The following is a 25,698-nucleotide window of genomic DNA, read 5'->3' on the forward strand; positions in this document are numbered from 1 at the left end:
GATAGGGGCTAGAGGGGAGCGCGGCCATTCCCCAGGAGCCCTTTCTATGACGACTGCCATTGCGCCCCGCGCGCGAAAGGTTCGCGTGCTGGCGACATTAGGTCCGGCAAGCAACACCCCCGAGATGATCGCGACGCTGTTCCAGGCGGGCGCGGACGCCTTCCGCGTCAACATGAGCCACGGCGACCAGCAGTCCAAGGTCGCGGTGATCCAGGCGATCCGCGCGCTCGAACAGGAATTCAACCGCCCGACGACGATCCTCGCCGATCTGCAGGGCCCGAAGCTGCGCGTCGGCAAGTTCGAGGGCGGGCGCACCGTGCTCGAACACGGCAGCACCTTCGTGCTCGACCGCGATCCGACGCCGGGCGACGCCACCCGCGTCGAGCTGCCGCACAAGGAGATCTTCGCCGCGATCGAACCGGGCGCGCGCCTGTTGCTCGACGACGGCAAGCTGGTCTTGCGCGTCACCGACCATGACGCCGACCGGATCGAGACATTGGTCGAGGTCGGCGGCGCGCTGTCCAACAACAAGGGGCTCAACGTCCCCGACGTCGTGCTGCCGATGGCGGCGCTGACCGAGAAGGACCGCAGCGACCTCGCCTTTGCGGTCGAACAGGGCGTCGACTGGATCGCGCTCTCCTTCGTGCAGCGGCCCGAGGATCTCGCCGAGGCGCGCAAGCTGATCGGCGGCAAGGCGGCCCTGCTCGCCAAGATCGAGAAGCCCGCGGCGATCGACCGACTCGAAGAGATCGTCGAGATGTGCGACGGCGTGATGGTCGCGCGTGGCGATCTCGGCGTCGAGCTGCCGCCGCAGACCGTACCGCCGCTGCAGAAGCGCATCGTCGAGACCTCGCGCCGGCTCGGCCGCCCGGTCGTCGTCGCGACGCAGATGCTCGAATCGATGATCCAGAGCCCGTCGCCGACCCGCGCCGAAGTGTCCGACGTCGCCACCGCGATCTACGACGGCGCCGACGCGATCATGCTGTCGGCGGAAAGCGCCGCGGGCGCGTGGCCGGTCGAATCGGTCGCGATGATGAACTCGATCGGCGTCTCGGTCGAAAGCGACCCGATGCACGGCGACCGCGTCCATTTCACCGTGACGCGCCCCGACCCGACCACCGCCGACGCTCTGTCGGAAGCCGCCAAGCAGATCGCCAAGACCACCTCGGCGACCGCGATCATCTGCTTCACCACCTCGGGCTCGACCGCGCGCCGCATCGCCCGCGAGCGGCCCTCGGTGCCGATCCTCGTGCTCACCCCGAGCAAGGAGACCGCGCGCCGGCTCGGCCTGCTGTGGGGGACGCATGCGGTGCACACCCGCGACGTCGAATCGTTCGAGGACATGGTCGGCAAGGCGAAGCGCATGGCGCTGCGCACCGGCATCGCGCAGGCGGGCGACCGCGTGATCGTGATGGCGGGCGTGCCGTTCCGCACGCCGGGGTCGACCAACGTGCTCCACGTCGTCCGCATCATCGGCGACGAGCTCAAGGACTATAGCTGAGCATCGCGTCGTAGGCGCCGCCCGGCGCCTACGACCATGCGCCGCCACGTTACGTATGGATGACGGGCGTGTGAGCCGCTAAGGACGGGGCGTCATGTACCGTCCCGCCCTGTCCGTCGTCATCCCGTGCTACAACGAGGCCGCATGCCTGGACCTGCTGCATGCGCGGGTCGCGGCGGCGGCCCGCGCCGCGGTCGGCGACGATCACGAGATCGTCCTCATCAACGACGGCAGCCGCGACGACAGCTGGGCGGTGATGCAGCGGCTCAGCGAACAGGACCCGCGGCTGGTCGCGATCAACCTGTCGCGCAACCACGGCCACCAACTGGCGCTGACCGCCGGGCTCGATCTGTGTTCGGGCGAACAGATCCTCATCATCGACGCCGATCTCCAGGACCCGCCCGAACTGCTCACCGACATGCGCGCGACGATGAGCGCTGAGGGCGCGGACGTCGTCTATGCGGTCCGCCGCAAGCGCGAGGGCGAGACGATCTTCAAGAAGGCGACCGCCGCCGCTTTCTACCGCGTGCTCGACCGCGTCACCGACACGCCGATCCCGCTCGACACCGGCGATTTCCGGCTGATGAGCCGCCGCGCGCTCGACGCCTTGCTGTCGCTGCCCGAACAGGCGCGCTTCATCCGCGGCATGGTGGCATGGGTCGGCTTCCGTCAGGTACCGTTTCCCTACGACCGTGCCGAGCGCCATGCCGGCGAGACCAATTATCCGCTCGGCAAGATGGTACGGCTCGCCTTCGACGCGGTCACCGGTTTCTCGACCGCGCCGCTGCGCTTCGCCAGCCACGCCTCGGTGATCCTCGCCGGCGCGTCGCTGCTGCTGCTCTTCTACATCCTGTGGGGCTTTTTCGAAGGCTCGCCGGTACAGGGCTGGACCTCGACGATGCTCGTCGTCACCGTGCTGTCGGCGGCACAGATGTTCGTCCTCGGCATGATCGGCGAATATCTCGGCCGGCTCTATATCGAATCAAAGCGGCGGCCGCTCTATCTGGTCGCCGACATCGCCGGCCCGGTAAAGGGCCGCTCGACGCTCGGCTTCAACGCCGCCGAACCCTCGCCCGAGTTCGAATTGGCGGACGAACGACGGGCGGCCGAATAGCCGCCGTCCGGGTCAGTTCGGCTCCGCCAGCGTCACGATCGACACGCCCGGCGTCAGCGGCACGCGGCCGACCGCGTGACGTTCGAGCCGGAAGATCTTCTCGAACAAAGCGTTGAGCGGCTTGGCGGGGGGCGAATCGTCGCTGTCGTCGCGGCCCGTCAGCCGCCCGGCGATCCGCGCCGCCGCGGCGAGCGGGAACAGCAGCGAATTGAAATAGGTGAGCTTGCGCGGCGCCAGCCCCGCCGCCGCGATCGCCTTGACCAGCGACGCCTTGGAATAGCGCCGGTGGTGGTGATTCACGACGTCGTGCGCGCTCCACAGCCATTGGTGCGCCGGCACCGCGATCAGGATCTTGCCGCCCGGCCTGAGCAGGCTCGCCATCCCCTTCAGCGCCGCGACATCGTCCTCGATATGCTCGACCACGTCGAGCACCGCGACGAGATCGTACGACCCGCGCGCGACGCCGGGCAGGTCGGGCAGCGGCGCGTCGCCGACCGGGCGGCCGAGCCGCTCGCTGGCGATTGCGCGCGCGGCGGGATCGATCTCGATCGCATCGACCTCGCCGAAGCTCGCCAGCATCGGCAGATTGTGGCCGGTGCCGCAGCCGATCTCGAGGATGCGCGCGTCCTTGGGCAGGGCGCCGTAACGGGTCAGATAGTCGCTGAGGATGTCGCGGCGCGCGCGATACCACCAATGGGTAGAATCATGCGCGGCCATACGGTCGTAGACGATGCGATCCATTAAGCGAACACCAGCCAGCGATTGAGGATGAAGGTGACGATCGTCGCCAGCGCCACCGCGGGCAGCAGCGGTGCCCAGGCGGGCAGGCCGAAATGCGCGGTGCCGATCCAGGTGACGATCGCGTTGAGCGCCATGCCCGTCGCCTGCACGCCGACGAACTGCGCCTGCTGCCAGCCGCCACGACGGCGCGTGCCATGGCCCTTGAAGCTCCAGCGGCTGTGCAGGAAGAAGCCCGCGGTGACCGCGACGGCGAAGGCGAACGGCACGGCGTAGACGGCGTGTTCGCGCGGGAAGACCCAGGCGGTCAGCGGCAGATAGACCGCCGAATAGATCAGCGTCGAGATACCGCCGGCGATACCGAAGCGGATCATCTGCCCCAGCATGCCGCTGTCGCGTATCGCCGCAAGTCGTGCCGGTGCTTCCCTCGCCATCCGCTCCGCCCTAAAGCCATTGCTCCGGGAACGAAACGGCCAAAACGAAAGTCGCTCAGTTGAACATAGCTCCCCGCGGTCGGCTGGACGACGCGCTCGCCCGGCACTGGATCGCGCTCACCCTCGTCACCTGGCTCGGGGTGATGGTCTGGTACGTCTGGAACGACTGGAACCTGATCCGCTGGCTGTCGCTCGGCGACACCGACGACAACATGCGGCTGATGCAGGTGCGCGCCTGGCTCGCCGGGCAGGATTGGTACGATCTGCGCAACTACCGGCTCAATCCGCCGGTCGGCTTCGACATCCACTGGAGCCGCATCGTCGATCTGCCGATCGCCGGGCTGATCCTTTTCTTCCGCCTGTTCACCAGCAATTTCTGGGCGGAGCGGCTGGCGTGCGGGATCGCGCCGCTGCTGCCGCTCTCGATCGCGATGCTCGGCGTCGCGGCGACGGTGCGGCGGCTGATCGATCCGCGCGCGTGGCCGCTGGCGTTGCTGTTCCTGCTCGGCACCTCGGCGACGATGCTGATGTTTCTGCCCGAGCGGATCGACCATCACGGCTGGCAGCTCGCGATGCTCAGCCTCACCGTCGCCGGCCTGTGCGATGCCAAAGGCGCGCGCGGCGGGCTGATGGTCGGGCTGGCGAGCGCGGTCAGCCTCGCGATCGGGCTCGAGATGCTGCCCTATTGCGCGATGGCGGGCGCGATCCTCGCGCTGCGCTGGGTGTGGGACCGCGGCGAGGCGCGGCGGTTGCAGGCCTATGCGCTCAGCCTCGGCGGCGGCAGCGCGATCGGCTTCGCGGCGTTCGCCTCGACCGCGAATTACGCGATGCGCTGCGACGCGCTGACCCCGGTGTGGCTCAGCGTCACCGTCGCGGCGGGGGCTTTGCTGTTCCTGCTGGCGTGGCTCAACCCGACGTCGCGGGGCTTGCGCATCGGCCTCGCGGTGGCGGCGGGGGCGGGAATCGCGGCGGGGTTCGTCCATTTCTTCCCGCAATGCCTCGGCCGGCCCGAGGGCGTCTCGCCCGAATTGCAGAAGAACTGGCTGAACAACGTCCGCGAGGCGAAGCCGATCTACAAACATCCGTTCCGCCTCGGCTTTCCGATCGCGGCGCTGCCGATCGTCGGCGTCGTCGGCGTGATCCTCGGCACGTGGCGGGCGCGGCGCTCGCCGGCGCTGATCGGCTGGAGCGCGGTGGCATTGTTCGTCACCTTCGCCTGCCTGATGCTGCTGTGGCAGGTGCGCGCCGGGCCGGCGGCGCAGCTGCTCGCGGTGCCGGGCGCGACCTTGCTCGGCTGGATCGTGCTGCCGTGGCTGCTCGAGCATCGCTCGTGGCCGGTGCGGATCGGCGGTACGGTGGCGGCCTTCCTCATCGTCTCGGGCCTGTTCGCCGGGCTGATCATCAAATATCTGCCGGTCGACGTCCCCAATGCCTATACCAAGCGGGTCAACCGTTCGACCGGGAGCTGCGTGCGCTATACGGTGCTGAAGGCGCTCGACCGCTATCCGGCGCAGACGATCTTCACCTTCGTCGACCTCGGGCCGCGGCTGATCACGGTGACGCATCACGACGCGATCGCGGGGCCGTATCACCGCAACGGCGATGCGATCCTCGACGTCCAGCATGCCTTTGGTGGAAGCGCGGATCAGGCGCACGCGATCATCAGGCGCCACGGCGCGACGATGCTGATGCTCTGCCCGAACCATTCGGAATCGACCAATTATCGCGCGCGCAATCCGGGCGGCTTCTACGACCAGCTCGCGCATGGCGAGGTGCCGGCATGGCTGACGCCACTGCCGCTGCCCGCCAATTCGCCGCTGCGGTTGTTCAAGGTGGATTGAGCCGGGAGGGCGCCCTGTCCTCCCCATCCGGCGCGCCGGAGGGGGGGAAAGGGGGACGCTCGCCGCTACCGCAAACTCACCTGCAACCCGTCCATCACGAACTGCACCGCCAGCGCCGCGAGCAGCACGCCGAGCAGCCGCGTGATCACCGCCTCGATCCGCGCGCCGAGCAGCCGCATCAGCGGCCCCGCCGCGAGCAGCGCCACCAGCGTCAGCAGCAGGATCACCCCCATCGCCGCGAGCACGACCAAGGTCGCCTCGACGCCGTTGGTGCGCGCGACGAGCAGCATCACCGAGGCGATCGAGCCCGGCCCGGCGATCATCGGCATCGCCATCGGGAAGATCGACACGTCGTCCGCCTCGGGATCGTGCGCCACCTTGGCGGCACGGTCCTCGCGGCGCTGCGTGCGCTTCTCGAACACCATTTCGAGCGCGATCAGGAACAGCATGATGCCGCCGGCGATGCGGAAGCTCGCCAGGCTGATGCCCAGCCCCTTGAGCAGCGCCTCGCCCGCCAGCGCGAAGACGAGCAGGATCACCGTCGCGACGCCGACCGCGCGGATCGCCATCGCGCGCCGCTGCACCGGCGAGGCGCCCGCCGACAGGCCGGCGTAGATCGGCGCGCAGCCGAGCGGATCGATGATGACGAAGAAGGTGATCAGCGTCGAGACGAACAGCTCGATCACAGGGCAGCCTCGACACCATCGCGGCGGCACGCCGAGACATAGGTGTTGCGGATCAGGCAGGCGATCGTCATCGGCCCGACGCCGCCCGGCACCGGCGTGATCGCGCCCGCCACCGCGCTGGCCGTGGCGAAGTCGACGTCGCCGACCAGCCCGTCGTCGGTGCGGTTGATGCCGACGTCGATCACGCTCGCGCCCGGCTTGATCCAGTCGCCCTGGATGAAGCGCGGGATACCGACCGCGGCGACGACGATATCCGCCCTGCGCAGATGCGCGGCGACGTCGCGCGTGCGGCTGTGGACGATCGTGACGGTGCAGCTCTGCTGGAGCAGCAATTGCGCCATCGGCTTGCCGACGATGTTCGACCGGCCGACCACCACCGCCTCTATCCCCGACAGATTGGGGTGGATGTCCTTCAGCAGCATCAGGCAGCCGAGCGGCGTGCACGGCACGAAGCCTTCCGCGCCGATCGCGAGCCGGCCGGCGTTGACCGGGTGGAAGCCGTCGACGTCCTTGTCGGGATCGATCGCGAGCAGCACCGCCTCCGCATCGATATGCGCGGGCAGCGGCAATTGGACGAGGATGCCGTCGACCGCGGGATCGGCGTTGAGCTGCGCGACCAGCGCGAGCAACGTCGCGGCATCGGTGTCGGCGGGCAGGCGATGCTCGAAGCTCGCCATGCCGGCGTCGCGCGTCGCCTTGCCCTTGTTGCGGACATAGACCGCCGAGGCGGGGTCCTCGCCGACCAGGACGACGGCGAGGCCGGGGGCGCGGCCGGTGGCCTCGCGGAAGGTGGCGACATGGGCGGCGACGCGGGTGCGCAGGGCAAGGGCATGGGCCTTGCCGTCGATGATCGTGGCGGTCATGCCGCGGTCTCATAAAGCGCGGCGGCGATTTTCGCCAGCGCGGCGGCGTCGCCGGCGACATGCAAGCGCTTCAATCGCGCGGTATCGCCGCCGACCAGCGTGACGGCGCGTTTCGGAACGCCGAAGGTCTTGGCGACCAGCGCGATCAGCGCGGCATTGGCCTTGCCGTCGACCGGCGCGGCGGCGAGCCGCGCGGCGAGATGCTCTTCGGTGCCGGCGGCGATCGCATCGCGCCCGCCGCGCGGCGTCACCCGGATCGCGACGAGCAGACCGTCGTCGCGGATCGTCCACGCCGGCATCGGCGGCGGATCAGACCGCGCCGTTGACCAGCAGGCTGGTCGCGATGTTCGGCAGGATGACGCTGTCGAGGATGCGGATGATGATCAGCACCACCAACGGCGCGAGGTCGATGCCGCTGATGTTGGGCAGGATCCGGCGCAGCGGCCGGTAGAGCGGCTCGGTCAGCCGATCGAGGCCGTAATGCAGCTGGCTGACGAAATTGTTCGAGGTGTTGATGACGTTGAACACGATCAGCAGCGACAGCACGAACTGGATCATGATGATCCACCACAGCACGTTCAGCAGCACCTGGATGATCTGGATGAGGGTAAGCGCGATCACGCGAGGCTCCGGGATAAGAATGTGGCGGTCGATCTAGCCTGTCCGGGGCGCGGCGAACAGCGTTTGTAGGGGGGAACGCTCTCCAGACCGCAGGGCTGTGGAACATGCGCGTTCATTTGGCCTCGCGCCATCCACGCTTACTCCGTCACCCCGGACTCGTTCCGGGGTCCACTCTGCGGCGAGGAGAAAGGCTGGAGGCTCAGGCCGACGACATGCGGCCCGGTGGACCCCGGAACGAGTCCGGGGTGACGGGATTTCCGAAGGGTTCGCCGCGATCCTCATGAGCCATCTCCACGCGCCAGCCTGCCCCGGGGCCGACACCGGATCATCAGGGAACGTCGAACAGGCCGTCCTGCGATCCCGCGGGCGGGTTGAGGCCGAGATGCTTCCAGCCGCCTGCGTTGAGCACCCGCCCGCGCGCGGTGCGCGCGACGAGGCCGAGCTGGATCAGATAGGGCTCGATCACCTCCTCGATCGTGTCGCGCGGCTCGCTGAGACCGGCGGCGAGCGTCTCGACGCCCACCGGTCCGCCGCGATAGATGTCGGCGATCATGTGCAGGTAGCGCCGGTCCATCGCGTCTAGCCCGAGCGAATCGACCTCGAGCCGGTTGAGCGCGCGGTCGGCGGCGGCGCGGTCGACGGTCGGCGTGCCGGCGACATTGGCGAAGTCGCGTACCCGGCGCAGCAGCCGCCCGGCGATGCGCGGCGTGCCGCGCGCGCGCCGCGCGATCTCGCTCGCGCCATCGGGGGCGATGCCGAGGTCGAGCAGCCCGGCGGCGCGGGTGACGACGCGGGTCAGTTCCTCGACCGTGTAGAATTGCAGCCTGACCGGAATGCCGAACCGGTCGCGCAGCGGCGTCGTCAGCAGGCCCTGCCGCGTCGTCGCGCCGACCAGCGTGAACTTGGGCAGGTCGATGCGGACGCTACGCGCCGACGGCCCCTCGCCGATCATCAGGTCGAGCGCGCGATCCTCCATCGCCGGATACAGCACCTCTTCCACCGCGGGTTGCAGCCGGTGGATCTCGTCGATGAACAGCACGTCGCCGTCCTCGAGATTGGTGAGCAAGGCGGCGAGATCACCCGACTTGGCGATCACTGGGCCGGAGGTGGCGCGGAAGCCAACGCCCATCTCTCGCGCGATGATCTGCGCCAGCGTCGTCTTGCCTAGCCCCGGCGGTCCGAAGAACAGCACGTGATCGAGCGCATCGCCGCGCCCGCGCGCCGCCTCGATGAACACGCGCAGGTTTTCACGCGCCGCCTGCTGCCCGACGAATTCGTCGAGACTGCGCGGGCGAAGCGCCGCATCGACATCCTCGGGACGGCGGCTGGCGGAGAGGAGACGGTCGTCGGTCAATGTGCTGCCAACAATTCGTCGATCGTCACGCCGGCCTGACGGAGCAGGCCTGCCAGCGTGCCGGTCTTCACCGCCTTGTGGAGGGGAACGACGCAGCCGACATCGCCGCGACGCAGGACGACATGACTGCCTCGCTGCCTCACCTGTTCGAAACCCAGTCGTTCCAGCATCCGGATGATCTCCGCACCCGACAAGATCGGCAGCTTAGGCATGCACCGCGACATCGAAGGTGGTGACAAATGGCGCTGCACGCGTCGCCATCGGGAATTCCTCGAGATACAGTTCGACGGCCTCCCGCAGATTGGCGAGCGCCTCGTCGAGCGTCTCGCCCTGCGTGGCGGTGCCGGTTTCGGGGTTAAAGGCGGTAAAGCCCCCCTCGTCGGCATGGCTCAGAATTGCGGTCACGTGCATGCAAGCCTCCTCGGGAATATTTCGTTGCTAGCTCGCCCCTGCATGCCGCGCCAGCGTGACCACCTGGCCGCCCCGCCTTGCTCGACGACACCGGTCCGGATCGTCGATCGGCTCGCCACCGATCGGACGGGGGCTGTCGATCGATGACAGCTGAAGCCGCTTCCTTCGTCGATCGACGCCTTCACCCGTACCGCGTCGGCATCATGGCCGACCCGGCAGATATCGATTCATCGCGTGGTCTTCGTCGGCAAGGAGACGTGAAGCTGCGCCATGTTCCCGATATAGTCCCGTTTCGCCGGAGCGTCCAGCAATGCGGCGACTACTTCGCCGCCTTGCGCAGCGCCAGCCGCACCAAAGCGTCGAGCGTCGCGCCCGTTCCAAGGTCCTCCTCCGCCGCGCCGACCGCGCTCGCCGCCTCGGCGGGGCGGAAGCCGAGGTTGAGCAGCGCCGACACCGCGTCCGCCGCCGCGCCGACCGGCATCACCTGCGCCGCCGCCGCCGGGCCGAGCGCGACCGTACCCACCTTGTCCTTCAATTCGCGCACGATCCGCTCGGCGAGCTTCGGCCCGACGCCATTGGCGCGCGCCACCATCGCCTTGTCCTGCGCCGACACGGCGCGCGCGAGCTCCGCCGTGTCGAGCGCCGACAGGATCGCCAGCGCGACGCGCGAGCCCACGCCCTGCACCCCCGTGAGCAGCCGGAACCAGTCGCGCTCCTCGGCGCGTGCGAAGCCGACGAGGCGGATCGAATCCTCGCTGACCAGCATCTCGGTATGCAGCATCGCCGCCTCGCCGACCGGGCCGATCGCCGCCAGCGTCCGCGCCGAGGCGCCAATGAGGTAGCCGACGCCGCCGACGTCGATCACCGCATGATCGATCCCGGTCGATTCGAGCCGGCCTTTGAGATGCGCGATCATGCCGTCACCCTTGCCCGCCGCGCCATGCCCTGCGCCGAGGCGAGATGGTGCGCATGCGTGATCGCCACCGCCAGCGCGTCCGCCGCATCGGGGCCGGCGAGCTTGGCGCCGGGCAGCAGCACCGCCATCATCGCCTGGATCTGCCGTTTCTCGGCGCCGCCGGTGCCGACCACCGCCTTCTTGACGGTCGAGGGATGATATTCGCCGATATGCAGCCCGTTGCCCGCCGCGGCGAGCAGCACGACGCCGCGCGCCTGCCCCAGCTTGAGCGTCGACTGCGCATTGGTGTTGCCGAGCACCTCCTCGACCGCGGCGCCGTCGGGGCGCTCGGTGAGGATCACATCGATCAGCGCCGCATGCAGGTTCGACAGACGCCGCGGCAGCGGCATCGACGGATCGGTGCGGATCTGCCCATTGGCAATATGGCTCAGCCGGTTGCCATCGGCATGGATGACGCCCCAGCCGGTCGTGCCGAGCCCGGGATCGAGGCCGAGAATGATCATGATGCCGCCACGCAATAAGGATTTTGCGCGCAGAGGCGCAGAGAGAGCGTCAGGAGCGCGGCAGCATGTCCGCTCAGCCATAGGCGAGACGCCCGTGCAGAACGCACCATCCTCTGCGCCTCTGCGCGCAAAACCTCTTCGCGGCTTCGCGGCTTCGCGTGAACCAAAGCCGTTCTACCCGGATCGCCGGGGACCAGATTCGCGCGAAGACGCGAAGACGCGAAGAGGTCGCGTCCGTGGCCGATATGGCGTGTCGGCGCCGGCCGATGTCGCGGCCCGCCGGCGCGGGACGGCGCAGCCGCGGGCGCGACCCTCCGCGCCTCCGCGCCTCCGCGTGAACCCGGCAAGGTCAGCCCAGCTTCTCCATCACCTCGTCGGAGACTTCGTAATTGCCCCAGACGGTCTGCACGTCGTCGTCGTCGTCGAGCGTGTCGATCAGCTTGAACAGCGTCGCCGCATCGCCCTCGTCGACCGCCACCATCGTCTGCGGCCGCCACGCGAGCTTGGCACCCTCGGGCTCGCCGAGCACCGGCTCCAGCGCCTTGGCGACCTCGTGTAGGTCGCCGACCGCGGTCCAGATCTCATGGCCGTCCTCGGACGAGGAAACGTCCTCGGCCCCCGCCTCGAGTGCCGCCTCGAACACCTTCTCGGCATCGCCGGCGCTTGCCGGATAGTTGATCAGGCCGACGCGGTCGAAGGCATGGCTCACCGAGCCGCTCGCGCCGAGGTTGCCGCCGTTCTTGGCGACCGCGGTGCGCACGTTGGTCGCGGTGCGGTTGCGATTGTCGGTCAGCGCCTCGATGATCAGCGACACGCCGCCCGGCCCGAAGCCCTCGTAGCGGATCTCCTCGTAGCTCTCGGTATCGCTGCGGCTCGCCTTGTCGATCGAGCGCTGGATATTGTCCTTGGGCATCGACTGCGCCTTGGCGGCGTTGACCGCGGCGCGCAGCCGCGGGTTCATGTCGGGGTCGGGCATCCCCATTTTCGCCGCCACGGTGATTTCGCGGCTGAGCTTGGAGAACATGCCCGAGCGCTTCTTATCCTGCGCGCCCTTGCGGTGCATGATGTTCTTGAACTTGGAATGGCCTGCCATGACTGCCTCTAGCGAATAATCCTGTGCCTTTAGGCGGTGGGTACGCTTTTCGCCAGAGCGTCGATCTTCGCCTCCAGCGCCGCGAGCCGGTCGAGCACGATACCGTCGAGCTTCTCGTGCAGCCGCAATATGTCGAGCTCCGCGCGCAAATTGGTCTCGTAATCGAGGCTGGCGGCGAGCCGGTCCTTCGCCGCCTGGCGGTTCTGGCTCATCATGATCACCGGCGCCTGGATCGCGGCGAGCGTCGACAGCATCAGGTTGAGGAAGATGTAGGGATAGGGATCGAACGCCATGCCGAAATGCGCGAGCACGTCGGTGTTGAGCAGCATCCAGCCGAGCAGCACGACGGTGAAGGCGATGATGAACCCCCACGATCCGCCCACCGCCGCGACGCGGTCGGCGAGCCGGTCGCCGAGGCTCGAGCGCGCATCCGCCTCGTCGGCGGCGTCGCGGCTGACGATCGTGCCGGAATCGATCGAATCGAGGACGCGCCGCTCCTCGGGATCGAGCGCATGCGCGGGTTTGCGCAGCAGGCGCTGGGCGAGATCGGCAAGGGGGAGCTGTGCCATCGGGAGCGTCCTTGGTCGGGGCGGGCGGCGGTGGCGTACCGGACGCGTCGCCGGGCGGCAACCGGACGCAAACCGCTTGCCCCCGCCCCCCCGGATACGCCAAACGCGCAACCAATGACCGTCAGCGTAGACATGGGCAGCGACGACCGCGGCGCGCCCGTGACCATGGACCTCGAAGAACTGCTCGCCACCCGTCTGCTCGTCCAGGGCAATTCGGGCTCGGGCAAGTCGCATCTGCTGCGCCGCCTGCTCGAAGGCTCGGCGGGGCAGGTGCAGCAGGTGGTGATCGATCCCGAGGGCGATTTCGTCACGCTCGCCGGGCCGTACGGCCATGTCGTGATCGAGGCGGCGGATTATTCGGTGCCCGAGATCGCGCGCATCGCCACCCGGCTGCGCGAGCATCGCGCCAGCGTCGTGCTCAGCCTCGAGGGGCTGGAGGCGGAAGGGCAGATGCGCTGCGCCGCCGCCTTCCTGTCGGCCTTGTTCGATGCGCCGCGCGAACATTGGTATCCGGCGCTGGTCGTCGTCGACGAGGCGCAATTGTTCGCGCCGGTGACGGGCGGCGAGGTCGCCGAGGAAGTGCGTCGCGCGTCGCTGTCGGCGATGACCAATCTGATGTGCCGCGGCCGCAAGCGCGGCCTCGCCGGAGTGATCGCGACGCAGCGGCTCGCCAAGCTCGCCAAGAACGTCGCGGCGGAGGCGAGCAACTTCCTGATGGGGCGCACCTTCCTCGACATCGACATGGCGCGCGCCGCCGATCTGCTCGGCATGGAACGGCGCCAGGCCGACGTGATCCGCGATCTCGCGCGCGGCACCTTCCTCGCGCTTGGGCCGGCGGTGTCGCGGCGCCCGATCACGGTAAAGATCGGCCAGGTCGCCACCTCGGCGCGCAGCGGCAGCCCCAAGCTGACCCCGCTGCCGAGCGCGCCGGCGGAGAACCTCCAGCAACTGATCTTCGCGCCGCCACCCGATGCGGCGCCGCAACTGCCGATGGCGTTCGATTCGCGCCCGCGGCGGGTGCCGGCGGACGAACTGCTCGACACGATCGAGCGGCCGGCGTCGCAGCAGACGACATTGGCGCCGCTCCCCGACAAGTCGGACGAGGAGGTCGAGGGCATCTATGCGGGCGTGCTGGAGGCGATCGTCGCCGATCGTGATTCGGCGCTGCGCCCGCCCTCGGTGCTGTTCCAGGATTTCCAGGTGCGCTGCCGCATGGCGGGCCTCGCCAAGCCGCCGCTCGACCTGCCCGGCTTCACCCGCCGGCTGTCGGCGGCGCGCGCGGGGATTTTCGACGTCACCGACCCGCAATGGGCCGAGGCGATGGAGCTCGCCTATTCGCTGCCCGACGACATGATCGGCGCCTTCCTGCTGGTCGCCCGCGCCGCGAAGGGCGGCGAGCCGTGTCCGTCGGATACGGCGCTGGCCGAGACCTATGGCACGAGCTCGCTGGGGCGGGTGCGGCGGCTGATCGGCTATATCGAGAGTCGCGAACTGTTCGTCGCGCGGGTCGACCTGTCGGGCAAACGCTCGATCACGATCCCGAGATTGGGCTGGACCACCGCGGCGAGCGAGGCGACCTCCTGAATCGGAATGACGTATCCCAATTCATTCCGTCACCCCGGACTTGTTCCGGGGTCCACTCTGCGGCGAGGGGATCGGCTTGAGCCTCGATCCATGCCCTTGTGGGCCGGTGGACCCCGGAACGAGTCCGGGGTGACGGGACGTTTTTGGCAGGCAGTCGGGCCCTGATAAGGCGCGCCCCTCAATGCCCCTTGCGCGGCACGAGATGCAGCAGCCCGACGATCGCGCCGCCGACGATCAGCCCGACGATCCCCGATCCCACCGCGGTCACCACCCAGTTCACCACCCCCGGCAACACGCCGACCGCATGCGCCGCGCCCTCGGCAGCGGCGTGGAGCGCATGCGGCAACCCGGTCACGCCGAACGCTTCTAGCCCGTGGACGATGATCCCGCCGCCGACCCAGACCATCGCCGCGGTGCCGATCAGCGACAGCGCCTTCAGCACCACCGGCATCGCCGCGACCAGCCCGCGCCCGAACGCCTGCGATCCCGCGCCGGGCTTCTGCGCGAGGTGCAGGCCGATATCGTCCATCTTCACGATCAGCGCGACGACGCCATAGACGCCGACGGTGATCGCGATCCCCACCAGCGCCAGCGCGATACCCTGATTGACCAGCGTCTGCCCGTTCAGCTCGCCCAGCGCGATCGCCATGATCTCGCCCGACAGGATCAGGTCGGTGCGGATCGCGCCCGACACCTGCCGGTCCTCCAGCGCCTTGGGATCGGTCTCGACCGCGGCATCGTCGCCATGGCCGTGGCCGGTCAGCGCGCCGACGATCTTCTCCGCCGCCTCGAAGCACAGATAGGCGCCGCCGAGCATCAGGATCGGCGTGATCGCCCAGGGCGCCAGCGCGCTCAGCACCAGCGCCGCGGGCAGCAGGAACAGCAATTTGTTCTTGAGCGACCCCAGCGCGATCTTGCCGATGATCGGCAGTTCGCGCGCCGGGCTCAGTCCGACGACATAGGTCGGCGTCACCGCGGTATCGTCGATGACGACGCCCGCCGCCTTCGCCCCCGCCTTGCCCGCCGCGCCGGCGACGTCGTCGAGGCTGGCGGCGGCGAGCTTCGCCATCGCCGCGATATCGTCGAGCAGCGCAACCAATCCGCCGGCCATGTCCCATGTCCCCCAATCGTCCGGGGAGCAGCCATGGCGGCGCGGCCGGAACGGTTCAATGGTCGAGGTGTTTCCGCTTTGTTGCTCGACCGTCCGATTGCATGGGGAAGGGCATGACGGCCCCCGATCGCGCAGCTAAGGCATAGGAATGACCGATATCACGCCGCCCGTCGCCGACCGGCGCCCGCACCGCTTTACCACGCACGGCATCACCCTCGAGGATCCCTATGCCTGGCTTAAGGACCCGAACTATCCCGAGGTCACCGACCCCGACGTGCTCGCCTATCTCGCGGCGGAAAACGCCTATTTCGAAAGCGTGATGGCGCCGCACCAGCCGCTGGTCGACCGATTGTACGAAGAGATGAAGGCGCGCATCAAGGAGGACGAATCCTCGGTGCCGCAGAAGGACGGCGACTGGCTCTACTGGACCGCCTACGAGACCGGCGGCCAATATCGCAAATGGTGGCGCAAGCCCGTCGCCGGCGGCCCCGACGAGTTGCTGCTCGACGAACCCACGCTCGCCGAGGGCAAGGAGTATTTCCGGCTCGGTGCCTTTGCGGTCAGCAACGACGGCCGCCATCTCGCCTACGCCATCGACGACAGCGGCGCCGAACGGTTCGAGGTGCGCGTCAAGGATCTCGCCACCGGCGAGCATCTGCCCGAGGTGATCCCCGGCATGCTCTCCGACATCGTCTGGACCAGCGACGATGCCGGCTTCCTCTACGGCCTCGCCAACGAGCAATGGCGCACCGACAACGCCCGCTTCCACCGGCTCGGCACGCCGGTGAGCGACGACGTCGAGTTGTTCCGCGAGGCGGACGAGGGCTATCGCGTCGCCGTTGCCGAGACGAGCGATCGCCAGTGGCTGGTGATCGGCACCGGCGACCATGTCACCAGCGAAGTGCGGCTGCTCCCGGCGCACGATCCGCTGGCGACGCCGATCCTCGTCGCCCCCCGCAAGGAGGGGCGCGAATATGACGTCGACGCGCATGACGGCACGCTGTTCATCCACACCAACGACACCGACCCGATGTGGCGGCTGTGCACCGCCAGCATCGACGCGCCCGGCGAGTGGCACGAGCTGATCCCCGCCGACGCGCATTTCTACATGACCGGCGTCGAATGCTATCGCGACTTCTTCGTCGTCGAGGGGCGACTGGACGGGCTCGATCAGATCGCGATCCACCGCTACGACGCGCCGACCGAACCGCAGCGCATCGCCTTTCCCGAAGCCAGCTATGCCGCCGGCCTCGGCGACAATCCCGAATATGCCGTCGACACATTGCGGCTCGGCTATGAATCGATGGTCACGCCCGGCACCGTCTACGATTACGATGTCGCCACCGGCGCGCTCGAAGTGCTGAAGGTACAGGAGATCCCGGCCGGCTATGACGCCGCGGGCTATCGCACCGAACGGCTCAGGATCGCCGCACGCGACGGCACCGAAATCCCGGTGTCGATCGTCTATCCCGCGGGGTTCGAGCGCGACGGGTCGCAGCCATTGTTCCTCTATGCCTATGGCGCCTACGGCTATGCGATCCCGCCCGGCTTCTCGACCGGGCGGCTGTCGCTGCTCGACCGCGGCTTCGCTTATGCGATCGCGCATATCCGCGGCGGCGACGACCTCGGCCAGCAATGGTATCACGACGGCAAGCTCGACAAGCGCACCAACACGTTCAACGATTTCGTCGACGTGGCGAAGGGGCTGATCGACGCGGGCTGGACCAAAGCCGGCCGCATCGCCACCACCGGCCGCTCGGCGGGCGGCGAGCTGATGGGCGCGATCGTCAATTCCGATCCCGAACTGTGGGGCGCGGTGATCGCCGACGTGCCGTTCGTCGACGTGCTCAACACGATGCTCGACGCCGATCTGCCGCTCACCCCGGGCGAATGGCCCGAATGGGGCAATCCGATCGAGGATAAGGCGGCGTTCGAGCTGATCCGCAGCTACAGCCCGTACGACAATGTCGTCGCGCAAGGATATCCGCCGATGTTCATCTCGGGCGGGCTCAACGATCCGCGCGTGACCTATTGGGAGCCGGCGAAATGGGCGGCGAAGCTGCGCGCCACCAAGACCGACGATAACGTCCTGCTGCTCAAGACCAATATGGGCGCAGGCCATGGCGGCAAGTCGGGCCGGTTCGAATCGCTGCGCGAAGCCGCCGAGGAGCACGCCTTCGTCCTCTGGCAGCTCGGGATCGACCGCTGAGCATCGAGACGCTCATCGCCCAATATGGGCTCGCCGCGGTGTTCCTCGGCGCAGGGATCGAGGGCGAGACGATGGTGCTCGCCGGCGGCCTCTTCGCGCATGAGGGGTTGCTGTCGCTGCCCGGCGCGATGATCGCCGCGGCGACCGGCTCGTTTGTCGCCGATCAGGCGTTCTTCGCGGCGGGCCGGCGTTTCCGCGACCATCGCTGGGTGCAGCGCGCCCAGTCGAAGCCCGCCTTCGCCAAGGCGCTCGACACGCTCGAACGCTATCCGATCGGCTTCATCTTCCTCTTCCGCTTCCTCTACGGACTGCGCACGGTCAGCCCGATCGCGATCGGCACCACCCACGTGCCGACGCGCACCTTCCTGTGGATCAACGCGATCGCCGCGGCGGTCTGGGGCGTGCTGTTCACCAGTCTCGGCTATGTCTTCGGCACCGGCATCGCCGAATTGCTCGGCCGCTATCGTCCGCACGGCCGGCAATGGCTGTGGGTGGCGCTGGCGGCGGTGGTGCTCGGCACGCTGTTCGCCACCTTCCGCTGGTGGCGTCGGCGGCGGCAGCGGTGAGGGGGCAGCGATGAGCGGCCGGTTCACCCTGTCGATCACCGCCGCGGCGCACGACATCGACGAGCTCGGCCACGTCAACAATGCGGTGTGGGTCCGCTGGATCCAGGACATCGCCGTCGCGCATTGGGAGGCGGTCGCGTCGGCGGCCGACCGTGCCGCTTTGGTCTGGGTCGTGACCCGCCACGCGATCGACTATCGCGGCAACGTCGCCGCCGGCGAGACGGTGACGGGGGAAACCTGGGTCCCCGAACCGCCCAAGAGCGCGCGCTTTGACCGCCACGTCCGCTTCATCGGCGCCGACGGCAAGGTGAAGGTGGAGGCGGTCACCACCTGGGCGCTGCTCGACCGCGCGACGGGCCGGCTGCTGCGGGTGCGGCCCGACCTCGCCGCGCCGTTCCTCGACCGCTGACCGGGGTCAGAGCCGGCCGAACACCGCCTCGAACCCCGCGCGGTCGCCGGCGGCGAGGAAGCGCGCCTGTTCGATCCAGCGATCGCGCGTGATCCGCCCGGCGAACGGCCCGAGCTGCGCATCGAGCCGCAGCGCCTCGTCGTCGCTCAGCGCCGCGACCTGGCCGACCGTGGTGATGCCCAGCTCGGCCAGCCGCGCGGTGAGCTTCGGCCCGAGTCCCTTCAACGTCCCCACCGGCGCATCGGCCGGCGACTCGCCCGCCGGGGCGGGGGCGGGGGCGGGGGAGGGGGCCGACACCGCCTCGACCGCCGGCGCGGCGTCGAGCGGCGCGGCGGCGGCGATCGGTTCGTCGGCGAGTGGATCGCGCACCGGTTCGATCGCCGGCTCGGCGGGGGCCGCATCCTCTGCACGCCGCGCCGGCGGCGGGGCCGGCACCGGCGTCGGTTCGGCGGGAGCGGCGGCGATCACGTCCTCGTTGCGGCTTTCGATATCGCGTTCGGCGGTCTTGCGCCGCGCCTTCAGCCGCGCCCCCCAGACGATCGCGGCGATCACCAGCAGCGCGAAGATCGCCAAAACGGCGAGATGCGCGATGGTGAAGGCGTCGGTGCTGTCGGGCAGGAGGCTGGCGCCGGTGGCGGAGGCGGTGTCGTTCATGCCGCCGACCCTAACCGCGCCGCTACGGCACGGCGAGCGGAAACGTCAGGGGAGTCGCAGCGTCGCCCCCTTATCGCAGCGCCCGCGCCACCAGCCCGCCGCAATCGGCATCCACCGCACTCGGCCCCTGGCGGCCGGTGATCGCGCGGCCGATCGCCTTGAAGATGTTGCCGGCCGACTTCACCTCCGCCGGCACGGTCAGCCGGGGATCGCTGAGGCTGCCGGTCACGAACGCCGATCCGGGCAGCCGCAGCAGACTGTGCCCCTTGGGCGCGCCGGTCAGCCGCAGGTCGATCCGCTCGTCGGGGAAGCGCACCGTCCCGGCGCCGTGCAGCTGGCTCGCGCTGGTGTCGACGACCAGCGGCGCCGCGCTGCCGCGCCCGCCGCGCACCGGCAGCGCCAGCACCAGGCAGCGCAGCCGCGCGCTATCGCCGCCGCCGGCGAGCAGTGCCCGCCCCGCGTCGAACCCCAGCGCCGCCGCATAGCGCGCGGGCAGGCTGCCGTCGCGGATCGTCAGGCCGATCTTGCCGTCGGACCGCCCGACCGCCGCGCGGATCGTGTCGCCACGCCCGCGCAGCCGCGCCAGCGCCTCGACCCGCCCGGTGAACGCGCCCGCGGCGCCGTCGAACGCCTCGACCCGCGTGCCGACCAGCCGCAGGTCGACCGCCAGCATCGGCGTCTTCGCCCCGCCGCGCTGGTCGACCGTCACGCTGCCCCGCGCCGTCCCGCCGGCGAGCCGCACGGTCAGCGGCGCGACCCGCAGCCGCTGGTGGTCGAGCGCGAGCACGCCGTCGATCCCCGTCACCGACGTGCCGCCGCCATGGCTGAACACGCGTGCGACGTGCACCGCGATCCGCCCGTCGGTCCGGTCGATGTTGGCGAGGTTGATCCGCGTGTTCGGCACCAGCCGCGGCCCGATCGCGCGCTCCAGCGCGGCACCCTTGGCGAGTCCCTCGTCCGACGACAGATCGTCGAAGTCGAACCGGCGCGCCGTCACCGCGCCGTCCAGCCTGGTGCGCCCGTCCTGCTTGTCGACGGTGACATGGCCGGCGATGTCGGACCGGCCGATCGTGCCCTTGAGGTCGGTGACGATCCACCGCGGTGCCGCATGGCGGACGTGCGCGGTCAGCGCCACCGGCTGCGTCCCGAACAGCCCCGCCTCGATCACCGCGTCGATCAGGCGCAGGTCGGCGGCGCGCGCCGCGACGTCGAGCGTCATCGCATCGGTATCGAGCGGCCGGTCGGTCGTGCCGGTCGCGCGCATGTGCAGCGCGGTGCCGTCGATCGTCGCGGTGAACGCCCACGGCCCCGCCACCGGCTGCGCGACCGAGGCGCCGGTGAGCGCGATCCGCACCGGCGTGCCGCGGATCGTCCCGCTGCCCTTGGCGCGCAGCCCCTTCACGTCCGACGCGAAGGCGACGCGCACGCTGCGCTGCCGTTTGTCGTCGCGATAGGCGATGATGCTGTCGCTTACGGTCAGCCCTTTGAGATCGTTGGACGATCCGCCGCGCTCCGGATCGCCCGGCCGCGACCAGTTGGTGCGCCCGTCGGCGGCGCGCACCAGAGCGAGCTGCAATCCGTCGACGACGATGTCGCGCGGCTTGAACGTGCCGGTGAGCAGCGGCCACACTGGAAAACTGACCCGCGCCTCGCGCAGCCGCAGGAAGTCGCCGCCGCCCGCCCAGTCCGCCTGCGCGATCCGCACCCCGCGCACCGCGATCGTCGGCGTGAAGCCGAACCCGTCGGTCCGCGCCATCGCCGCGATCGTCACCGGCCGCCCGAAGCGCTTGCTCAGCCGGTCGGCGACGACGCCCTTGAGCATCCCGAACGGAAAGGCCGCGATGACGAGGAGGGCCATCAGCGGTATCGCCCCGACGATGACCAGCAGGAGGACGCGCCTGTCGGGCCTCAAAACCCCGGCCTCACACCCATCGTTCGGCCCGAGCCTGACGCCACGCTAACATGCATCATGGACGCGCATCAGGCCGATATGGTTCCGTTATGGTCAGAAGTCGATCGCGATACCCTTCAGCTCCCAATCGCCATAGCGCGTCGGATCAAGGCCAAGCGGGTCGGGCTGCGCCGACGTTTTCGCCTCCGGCTGCGGCACCGGCGGATTCTGGCTCAGATAAGCGGGCGGCTTCACATGCTCGGGACGTTGGCCCATTGCGTCTCTCCGGTCTAAGGGGTGGATTCCACATGGTCCCCACCGTCAGGTAAGACAAGTTTGCCCCGTCCTTCCAATACCGATTCCGATGCGCTCGGCACCCCCTCCCGCCGCGCCGCGCTGCGCCTGCTCGATGCGGTCCTGCGCCGCGGCGAGCCGCTCGAACAGGCGCTCGTCGCCGCGACGCGCCACGTCTACGGCCCCGATCGCGGCCTCGCGCATGCCATCGCCGCCGAGGTGCTGCGCCGGCTGCCCGATCTCGACGCGCTGATCGATTCGGTCACCGAACGGCCGCTGCCCGACGATGCCAAGGCGCGGATGGCGCTGCGCATCGCGCTGGTTCAGGCGCTCGTCCTCGGCACGCCGCATCATGCCGCGATCGCCACCGTGCTGCCGCTGGTCGACGGCGGTCCGCGCAAGCTCGTCCATGGCGTGTTCGGCGCGATCGTCCGCTCGGGCGTGCTGCTTCCCGAAATCCCGGCGCTGCCGCCGCTCGCCGAGGCGCGCTGGGAGGGCGAATGGGGCGCCGCGATGATCGACGGCGCGGCGCTGGCGATCGCCGCGCCGCCGCCGCTCGACGTCACGCTCGCCGATCCCGCCGAGACCGACCATTGGGTCGCCGAACTCGGCGGCACCAGCCTGCTGCCTGGCCATGTCCGGATCGCGGACGCCGGCTCGGTCACCGATCTGCCCGGCTTCGCCGAGGGGCGCTGGTGGGTGCAGGACGTCGCCGCCTCGCTGCCCGCGCGACTGCTCGCCGACGCCGCGCACGGCAGCGCGATCGACCTGTGCGCCGCGCCGGGCGGCAAGACGCTCCAGCTCGCCGCCGCCGGCTTCACCGTGGCGGCGGTCGACGTCTCCAATGCGCGCATCAAGCGGCTGCGCGAGAACCTGTTCCGCACGCGGCTGAAGGCGGAGGTGATCGCCGCCGACGTGCTCAAATGGGCGCCGGTCGAGCCGGCCGATGCGCTGCTGATCGACGCGCCGTGCAGCGCCACCGGCATCTTCCGCCGCCACCCCGACGTGCTGCACCGCGTCCACCCGCCGATCATCGAGGAGATGGCGGCGCTGCAGGCGCGTCTGTTCGCCCGCGCCGCCGACTGGGTGAAGCCCGGCGGCACGCTCGTCTTCGCGACGTGCAGCCTCGAACGGCAGGAAGGCGAGGACCAGCTCGCCCGCTTCCTGTCGGCACGCCCGGACTATGCGATCGACGCGCCGGACGCGGCGCTGCTCCCGGCGGGCATCCCCGTCCACCCCGACGGCTACGTCCGCACGCTGCCGAACATGCTGACCGGCGCAGGCGGCTGCGACGGCTTCTTCATCGCAAGGCTGAAACGCCAGAACGGATAAATTCCTCCCCCGCCAGGGGGAGGGGGACCGCCACGCGCCAGCGTGGTGGTGGAGGGGGAGGACAGGGTGGGAGCTATATAAGTGCACTCTCACCCTGTCCTCCCCCTCCGTCAGCGCTTCGCGCTGCCACCTCCCCCTGGCGGGGGAGGACTTGGTCAGCCGCTTCCAGTGTCTGCACGGGGGATCCCGCGTAAGAACCGTCAACGCCGGCGGATCACCCGGAAAACGCGTCACCCGGACTTGTCCGAGCCCCCTTCGAACCTGCCCCAGTGCTCCTGCGAAGGCAGGAGCCCAGGAGTCCCGCACGCCATAAGACGTTGTTCTGCGTGACCCTGGGCTCCTGCTTTCGCAGGAGCACCGTGCGCCTCCACCGCCGATGCGGACTCTCGCCACGTTTCGACTTTTCCGAAGGCCCACCCTGCGGCGGGGAAAGGCCGCCGACCGCGCCTTCCCCTCGCAGCGCGGCAGACCCGGAGCACGACCGCCGCAGATTTGGTTAACCCCGCCCCCAAGCGCATTGTAATAGAAGGACAGGCGGTTAGAGAGAAAGGCCATGCAACCGGTCCGTATCGCCCCCTCCATCCTCTCCGCCGACTTCGCCAAACTCGGCGAGGAGGTCCGCGCGATCGATGCCGCGGGTGCCGACTGGATCCATATCGACGTGATGGACGGTCATTTCGTCCCCAACATCACGATCGGCCCGGCGGTGGTGAAGGCGCTGCGGCCGCATACGGCCAAGCCGTTCGACGTCCATCTGATGATCTCGCCGGTGGACCTTTATCTCGACGCCTTCGCCGAAGCCGGCGCCGACGGCATCACCGTCCACCCCGAGGCCGGCCCGCACATCCACCGCACGATCCAGCACATCAAGGGGCTCGGCAAGCGCGCCGGCGTCGTGCTCAACCCCGGCACCCCTGCCAAGATGCTCGATTACCTCATCGACATGGTCGATCTGGTGCTGGTGATGAGCGTCAACCCCGGTTTCGGCGGCCAGAGCTTCATCGACAGCCAGCTCAGGAAGATCGCCGCGATCCGCAAGATGATCGACCAGACCGGCCGGGCGATCGACCTGGAGGTCGACGGCGGCGTCGATCCGGTCCACGCCGCACGCTGCGTCGCCGCCGGCGCCGACGCGCTGGTCGCCGGCACCGCCGCCTTCCGCGGCGGCCCGTCCTGTTATGCCGCCAACATCGCCGCGCTGCGCGGCACCCCGGCGGCGGGATGAACGACCTGTCGCCGCCGACCGACGCCCCCCTCACCGAATCGCCGCCCGACGGGATCGAGGAGGGCAAGCGCCTGATGCGCGTCGGCGGCGAGCGCGGGCTCAGCCTCGCCGAGCGCCTCTCGGAACGGCTGCACAAACTGACGTGGCGCACGCCGATCCACAACATGCGCCTCAAGGGTCGCTACCCGCTCAAGCTGATCGCCGTCCCCGACGACCCCGTCATCGGTGACGTCCGCCGCGGTCAGGCGATGCTGCGCGGCGATCTCAGCTTCCGCGGCGAGACGCATCCGATCGACACGCTCGCCTTCAAGCGTGGCGAATGGGGCAAGCCGTTCGCCGAGTACGTCCACAGCTTCGCGTGGCTGCGCGATTTGTCGACGGTGGCGACGCGCGCGCAGGGCGCGCCGATCGCCGAGGCGCTGATGGCACGCTGGCTCGGCGATTATGCCGAGCGCGTCGATCCGCTCGCCTGGCGTCCCGACCTGTGGGGCCGGCGGCTGCTGTTCTGGACCGCGCATGCGCCGCTGATCCTGTCGTCGACCGATCTCGTCTATCGCTCCAGCGTGCTCAACACGCTGGCGCGCGGTGCCCGCCACCTTGATCGCGGCGCCGACAAGGCACCGCCGGGCGCGCCGCGGATCGCGGCCTGGTGCGGCGTCGTCGCGGCGGGACTGCTGATCCCCGGCGGCGATCCGCGGCGCAGCTTCGGCGAGGCGGGGCTCGCCCGCGCGCTCGCCGGCGGGCTCAGCGAGGATGGCGGTTCGGTGTCGCGCAGCCCGGTGATGCTGCTCGACACGATCATGCTGCTCGCCATGCTGCGCGAGACCTATGCGGCACGGCGCGAGGAGATGCCCGCCGTGGCGCAGACCGCGCTGACCCGTGCCGTGCCGGCGCTGCTCGGCGTCACCCATGGCGACGGCATGCTGTCGAGCTGGCAGGGCGGCGGCCCGGCGATGCCCGATGCGCTCGCCGCGGTGATCGCCGCGAGCGGCGTGCGTACCCGGCCGCTGCGCCAGGCGCGCGACTGGGGCTATCAGCGGCTCGCCGCGGGCGGCGCGGTGCTGATCGTCGATGCCGCGCCGCCGCCGATCGCCAAATTGGTCGAGGGCGGCTGCGCCTCGACGCTCGCCTTCGAATTCTCCGATGGCGAGACCCGGCTGATCGTCAATTGCGGTGGCGCGCGCGCCGCGGTGCCGCAACTGCCGGCCGCTTATGCCGAGGGGCTGCGCACCACCGCGGCGCATTCGACGCTGGTGGTGGGCGATTCCAATTCGACCGCGATCCTCGCCGACGGCACGCTCGGCCGCGGCGTCGCCGAGGTCGAATTGTCGCGGCAGGAATCGGACGTCGCCAGTCGGATCGAGGCGAGCCACGACGGCTATGTCCGTCGCTGGGGCTTCGTCCACCGCCGCCAGCTGATGCTGACCGGCGACGGCAAGGAATTGCGCGGCGAGGATGCGCTGCTGCCGCAGGGCCGGCGCCGCAAGCTCGGCGTCGTGCCGTTCGCGGTGCGCTTCCATCTCGGCGCGCAGGTCGAAGCGTCGCCGACCGCCGATGGTCTGGCGGCGCTGCTCCGCCTGCCCGGCGGCGCGCTCTGGCAGTTCCGCTGCCGTGGCGGCACGCTGACGATCGAGGATTCGCTGTGGATCGACGGCGAGGGCCACCCGGTCGCCACGCAACAGCTCGTCGTCAGCGGCGAGGCGCCGGCGGGCGGCGCCAACGTGAGCTGGGCATTGAAACGCGCGATCTGACCTGTTCGGACGCATGTTCCGCCGCTAG

General features: G+C 69.7%; 27 protein-coding genes. 10 read left to right on the plus strand and 17 right to left on the minus strand.

From position 1 onward, the window contains the following. The first annotated feature begins 46 nt into the window (after positions 1 to 46). Both pyk and AC07UH_RS01740 read left to right on the plus strand, forming a co-directional pair. The gene (gene pyk / locus AC07UH_RS01735; RefSeq protein ID WP_038664282.1) at positions 47 to 1,501 is read left to right on the plus strand and encodes a pyruvate kinase; all 1,455 of its coding nucleotides are present in this window, start codon (positions 47 to 49) and stop codon (positions 1,499 to 1,501) included. Between the two features lie 94 nt (positions 1,502 to 1,595). Continuing rightward, entirely contained in the window at positions 1,596 to 2,615 is a 1,020-nt protein-coding gene (locus AC07UH_RS01740; RefSeq protein WP_038664279.1) for a glycosyltransferase family 2 protein, read from the plus strand. A 12-nt stretch (positions 2,616 to 2,627) separates the two neighbouring features. Here AC07UH_RS01740 and AC07UH_RS01745 read toward each other — a convergent pair whose 3' ends face one another. Beyond that, a complete protein-coding gene (locus tag AC07UH_RS01745; RefSeq protein WP_495179541.1) occupies positions 2,628 to 3,356 on the minus strand; it encodes a class I SAM-dependent methyltransferase in 729 nt (242 codons plus the stop codon). Next, positions 3,356 to 3,787: a GtrA family protein gene (locus AC07UH_RS01750; RefSeq protein ID WP_081974442.1), complete on the minus strand. Its 432-nt coding sequence runs from the start codon at positions 3,785 to 3,787 to the stop codon at positions 3,356 to 3,358. The genes AC07UH_RS01745 and AC07UH_RS01750 overlap by 1 nt, the downstream gene beginning before the upstream one ends. A 59-nt stretch (positions 3,788 to 3,846) precedes the next feature. On the opposite strand from AC07UH_RS01750, the gene AC07UH_RS01755 reads away from it, so the two are divergent. After that, on the plus strand, positions 3,847 to 5,628 hold the full coding sequence (locus AC07UH_RS01755; RefSeq protein ID WP_495179540.1) for an AcrB/AcrD/AcrF family protein: 1,782 nt from the start codon (positions 3,847 to 3,849) through the stop codon (positions 5,626 to 5,628). A gap of 65 nt (positions 5,629 to 5,693) precedes the next feature. Here AC07UH_RS01755 and AC07UH_RS01760 read toward each other — a convergent pair whose 3' ends face one another. The 11 genes from AC07UH_RS01760 to AC07UH_RS01810 form a co-directional block, all read right to left on the minus strand. Beyond that, positions 5,694 to 6,314, minus strand: a complete 621-nt coding sequence (locus AC07UH_RS01760) for a MarC family protein (protein ID WP_495179539.1) — start codon at positions 6,312 to 6,314, stop codon at positions 5,694 to 5,696. Next, the gene (gene folD / locus AC07UH_RS01765) at positions 6,311 to 7,177 is read right to left on the minus strand and encodes a bifunctional methylenetetrahydrofolate dehydrogenase/methenyltetrahydrofolate cyclohydrolase FolD (protein ID WP_495179538.1); all 867 of its coding nucleotides are present in this window, start codon (positions 7,175 to 7,177) and stop codon (positions 6,311 to 6,313) included. The genes AC07UH_RS01760 and folD overlap by 4 nt, the downstream gene beginning before the upstream one ends. Next, on the minus strand, positions 7,174 to 7,476 hold the full coding sequence (locus tag AC07UH_RS01770; RefSeq protein WP_495179537.1) for a DUF167 domain-containing protein: 303 nt from the start codon (positions 7,474 to 7,476) through the stop codon (positions 7,174 to 7,176). Before AC07UH_RS01770 ends, folD begins: the two co-directional genes overlap by 4 nt. A 10-nt stretch (positions 7,477 to 7,486) precedes the next feature. Continuing rightward, on the minus strand, positions 7,487 to 7,798 hold the full coding sequence (locus AC07UH_RS01775; RefSeq protein ID WP_038664261.1) for a YggT family protein: 312 nt from the start codon (positions 7,796 to 7,798) through the stop codon (positions 7,487 to 7,489). Positions 7,799 to 8,126: 328 nt separating this feature from the next. After that, positions 8,127 to 9,152, minus strand: coding sequence for a Holliday junction branch migration DNA helicase RuvB (ruvB, locus tag AC07UH_RS01780; RefSeq protein WP_495179536.1), 1,026 nt, complete (start codon positions 9,150 to 9,152; stop codon positions 8,127 to 8,129). After that, the gene (locus AC07UH_RS01785) at positions 9,149 to 9,364 is read right to left on the minus strand and encodes a type II toxin-antitoxin system HicA family toxin (RefSeq protein WP_038664256.1); all 216 of its coding nucleotides are present in this window, start codon (positions 9,362 to 9,364) and stop codon (positions 9,149 to 9,151) included. The genes ruvB and AC07UH_RS01785 overlap by 4 nt, the downstream gene beginning before the upstream one ends. After that, positions 9,357 to 9,563, minus strand: coding sequence for a type II toxin-antitoxin system HicB family antitoxin (locus AC07UH_RS01790; RefSeq protein WP_495179535.1), 207 nt, complete (start codon positions 9,561 to 9,563; stop codon positions 9,357 to 9,359). Before AC07UH_RS01790 ends, AC07UH_RS01785 begins: the two co-directional genes overlap by 8 nt. Positions 9,564 to 9,882: 319 nt before the next feature. Further along, positions 9,883 to 10,479 (minus strand): Holliday junction branch migration protein RuvA, encoded by a 597-nt coding sequence (gene ruvA / locus AC07UH_RS01795; protein ID WP_495179534.1) that lies wholly within the window; start codon positions 10,477 to 10,479, stop codon positions 9,883 to 9,885. Further along, positions 10,476 to 10,982: a crossover junction endodeoxyribonuclease RuvC gene (gene ruvC, locus AC07UH_RS01800; protein WP_038664248.1), complete on the minus strand. Its 507-nt coding sequence runs from the start codon at positions 10,980 to 10,982 to the stop codon at positions 10,476 to 10,478. Before ruvC ends, ruvA begins: the two co-directional genes overlap by 4 nt. A 349-nt stretch (positions 10,983 to 11,331) precedes the next feature. Beyond that, positions 11,332 to 12,075: a YebC/PmpR family DNA-binding transcriptional regulator gene (locus tag AC07UH_RS01805; protein ID WP_038664245.1), complete on the minus strand. Its 744-nt coding sequence runs from the start codon at positions 12,073 to 12,075 to the stop codon at positions 11,332 to 11,334. A gap of 29 nt (positions 12,076 to 12,104) precedes the next feature. Continuing rightward, on the minus strand, positions 12,105 to 12,644 hold the full coding sequence (locus AC07UH_RS01810) for a DUF1003 domain-containing protein (RefSeq protein ID WP_038664242.1): 540 nt from the start codon (positions 12,642 to 12,644) through the stop codon (positions 12,105 to 12,107). 114 nt (positions 12,645 to 12,758) lie between these two features. Here AC07UH_RS01810 and AC07UH_RS01815 point away from each other — a divergent pair, with 114 nt between their 5' ends. Beyond that, complete coding sequence (locus AC07UH_RS01815; protein ID WP_137899498.1) at positions 12,759 to 14,228, plus strand: ATP-binding protein; 1,470 nt, start codon at positions 12,759 to 12,761, stop codon at positions 14,226 to 14,228. A gap of 178 nt (positions 14,229 to 14,406) precedes the next feature. Here the strand turns inward: AC07UH_RS01815 and AC07UH_RS01820 are convergent, their stop codons facing one another. Then, the gene (locus tag AC07UH_RS01820) at positions 14,407 to 15,339 is read right to left on the minus strand and encodes a DUF808 domain-containing protein (RefSeq protein ID WP_495179533.1); all 933 of its coding nucleotides are present in this window, start codon (positions 15,337 to 15,339) and stop codon (positions 14,407 to 14,409) included. Between the two features lie 148 nt (positions 15,340 to 15,487). On the opposite strand from AC07UH_RS01820, the gene AC07UH_RS01825 reads away from it, so the two are divergent. Genes AC07UH_RS01825 through AC07UH_RS01835 form a run of 3 tightly spaced genes read left to right on the plus strand, consistent with a single transcriptional unit; the run spans position 15,488 to position 18,523 of the window. Continuing rightward, positions 15,488 to 17,548 carry a S9 family peptidase gene (locus AC07UH_RS01825; RefSeq protein WP_495179532.1) on the plus strand — a complete coding sequence of 687 codons (2,061 nt, stop codon included), beginning with the start codon at positions 15,488 to 15,490 and terminating at the stop codon, positions 17,546 to 17,548. Then, positions 17,545 to 18,114 carry a DedA family protein gene (locus AC07UH_RS01830; protein WP_495179803.1) on the plus strand — a complete coding sequence of 190 codons (570 nt, stop codon included), beginning with the start codon at positions 17,545 to 17,547 and terminating at the stop codon, positions 18,112 to 18,114. The genes AC07UH_RS01825 and AC07UH_RS01830 overlap by 4 nt, the downstream gene beginning before the upstream one ends. Positions 18,115 to 18,124: 10 nt before the next feature. Further along, a complete protein-coding gene (locus tag AC07UH_RS01835) occupies positions 18,125 to 18,523 on the plus strand; it encodes an acyl-CoA thioesterase (RefSeq protein ID WP_495179531.1) in 399 nt (132 codons plus the stop codon). Between the two features lie 6 nt (positions 18,524 to 18,529). Here the strand turns inward: AC07UH_RS01835 and AC07UH_RS01840 are convergent, their stop codons facing one another. From AC07UH_RS01840 to AC07UH_RS01850, 3 genes are all read right to left on the minus strand, one after another. Further along, positions 18,530 to 19,177 (minus strand): helix-hairpin-helix domain-containing protein, encoded by a 648-nt coding sequence (locus AC07UH_RS01840; protein WP_495179530.1) that lies wholly within the window; start codon positions 19,175 to 19,177, stop codon positions 18,530 to 18,532. 70 nt (positions 19,178 to 19,247) lie between these two features. Continuing rightward, entirely contained in the window at positions 19,248 to 21,089 is a 1,842-nt protein-coding gene (locus AC07UH_RS01845) for an AsmA family protein (protein ID WP_495179529.1), read from the minus strand. A 93-nt stretch (positions 21,090 to 21,182) separates the two neighbouring features. Continuing rightward, complete coding sequence (locus tag AC07UH_RS01850; protein ID WP_495179528.1) at positions 21,183 to 21,344, minus strand: DUF1674 domain-containing protein; 162 nt, start codon at positions 21,342 to 21,344, stop codon at positions 21,183 to 21,185. 60 nt (positions 21,345 to 21,404) lie between these two features. Between AC07UH_RS01850 and AC07UH_RS01855 the strand changes: the two genes are divergently transcribed. The 3 genes from AC07UH_RS01855 (at position 21,405) to AC07UH_RS01865 (ending at position 25,670) form a co-directional block, all read left to right on the plus strand. Beyond that, positions 21,405 to 22,694: an RsmB/NOP family class I SAM-dependent RNA methyltransferase gene (locus AC07UH_RS01855; RefSeq protein WP_495179527.1), complete on the plus strand. Its 1,290-nt coding sequence runs from the start codon at positions 21,405 to 21,407 to the stop codon at positions 22,692 to 22,694. Positions 22,695 to 23,247: 553 nt separating this feature from the next. After that, complete coding sequence (rpe, locus tag AC07UH_RS01860; RefSeq protein WP_495179526.1) at positions 23,248 to 23,919, plus strand: ribulose-phosphate 3-epimerase; 672 nt, start codon at positions 23,248 to 23,250, stop codon at positions 23,917 to 23,919. Beyond that, entirely contained in the window at positions 23,916 to 25,670 is a 1,755-nt protein-coding gene (locus tag AC07UH_RS01865) for a heparinase II/III family protein (protein ID WP_495179525.1), read from the plus strand. Before rpe ends, AC07UH_RS01865 begins: the two co-directional genes overlap by 4 nt. The last annotated feature ends 28 nt before the right edge of the window (positions 25,671 to 25,698 follow it).

The organism is Sphingomonas sp. GW821-FHT04B01, assembly GCF_059420425.1.